Source organism: Enterococcus sp. DIV1298c (assembly GCF_017316315.1).
Lineage (GTDB): Bacteria > Bacillota > Bacilli > Lactobacillales > Enterococcaceae > Enterococcus_B > Enterococcus_B mangumiae.
On sequence record NZ_JAFLWG010000099.1, the window covers coordinates 1 to 1,433 of the forward strand.

Annotated in this window: 2 protein-coding genes and 1 pseudogene; 2 read left to right on the forward strand and 1 reads right to left on the reverse strand. The window is 33.4% G+C overall.

The window, feature by feature from the left end:
• Window positions 1-266 (reverse strand): annotated as a pseudogene (locus JZO83_RS14290) (hypothetical protein); the annotation flags it as partial.
• Between the two features lie 413 nt (window positions 267-679).
• On the opposite strand from JZO83_RS14290, the gene JZO83_RS14295 reads away from it, so the two are divergent.
• Window positions 680-1,156 carry a flavodoxin family protein gene (locus tag JZO83_RS14295; RefSeq protein WP_207116137.1) on the forward strand — a complete coding sequence of 159 codons (477 nt, stop codon included), beginning with the start codon at window positions 680-682 and terminating at the stop codon, window positions 1,154-1,156.
• Between the two features lie 185 nt (window positions 1,157-1,341).
• The coding region (locus JZO83_RS14300; protein WP_207116138.1) for a cold shock domain-containing protein at window positions 1,342-1,433 on the forward strand (92 nt) is incomplete at its 3' end.

Genomic DNA, 1,433 nt, shown 5'->3' on the forward strand with positions numbered 1-1,433 from the left:
TTTTTTTCCTCTGCTTTTTTCTGTTCAGCAGCTTCTTCTTTTTCATCGCTCGATTGCGAAGTTGTTTCAGTTGTAGCAGTGTCCGCTTTTGACGTCTGTTCGGTTCCAGATCCACAAGCACTGCTGATCAATACAAAACCGAATAAGGCACTCAGTAAAATCAAATGACGCTGCCAATTCTTTTTGCTCTTTTTGTTTGATAGACTAGGTAATAGTACACCAATCATCAAACTCATAAACCCTAACAATAACATCAATAAATCCATTTTTTCCTCCTATTTCTAAACCGATCACTTTCATACAAAGCTCCCCCAAATAAAAGTGAATGGTCGATTTACGGTAACTGACCGTATTCTCTATGTCGGATTCGAACCGACAAACCCAGTTAGAGAGTGACATTTCAATAGAAGAAAGACGAAAAGAAGTAGTGTGCGTAATGTTATAATTATATAAACTAAAGATAACAAACAATAATTATTTTATCATTACAAAAACAAAAATAATAGACAGATTTTCTGGTATCATCCATTTTAATATTTGTTTTATTAATGTAAAAAATGTTATATTTAAATAAGAAAAGTATTGTTTTGATATCATAATCGTTCTAATATAGAAAATATCTCATTTTTAAGTTAACAAGGGTTGTTGCGGTGAGAGAAAGAAGATGGGAGAAATGAAAATGAATATTTTATTTATCAATGCAAGTCCTAATAAAAACGGCATGACTGCTAAATGGGGAGAAAAAATCTTAGCTGATATCAATTATTCGGTCTTGCATTTAGCTGATTACCGAATCAACCAATTAGGACAAGTAACAGGAATAGACGAATTTCAATTAGTGATGGATGTAGTAGCGAAAGCGGATGTCTTGATCATTGGGACACCAATTTATTGGTGGGATGTGACGGGTTTATTAAAAACATTTATCGATCGTTGGACGGATTTGTTTCAAACTGGCTTGGATACCGCAGAAGCACCGTTATATCAGAAACCTATTTTTTGGTTTGTACAAGGGGCTGCTCCAGAAGAAGCCATTGATGGAATCAAACAAATGTTAATGAATATCAGTGAGCGATTCCTAATGAAAAATCAGGGAATCATCTATCAGAAAAAAGACATTCCTTTGTTCAATGAAAAAATCAAAAAGTTACATTAGATTGGTAGATGTAAATGTTGCGAGGGTTTATAGTTGTGTTTTCTGAATCACCATGCTATAGTAAGTAAGTAATCTATTTTGAAACGTAATTTGAGCTATAACTTAATCATTATAAGACTCCTTTTGCCTATCAAATATTTATTGCACTATAAACGTACGTTGATACGTATCAGGAGGAAATATATATGAATAACGGTACAGTAAAATGGTTTAACGCAGACAAAGGTTTTGGATTTATCACTGGTGAAGATGGAAATGACGTATTCGCTCATTTTTC

Excerpts from the sequence above, each read along its gene's own strand:
- JZO83_RS14295 (WP_207116137.1), top strand. The coding sequence starts at position 680 with ATGAATATTTTATTTATCAATGCAAGTCCTAATAAAAACGGCATGACT.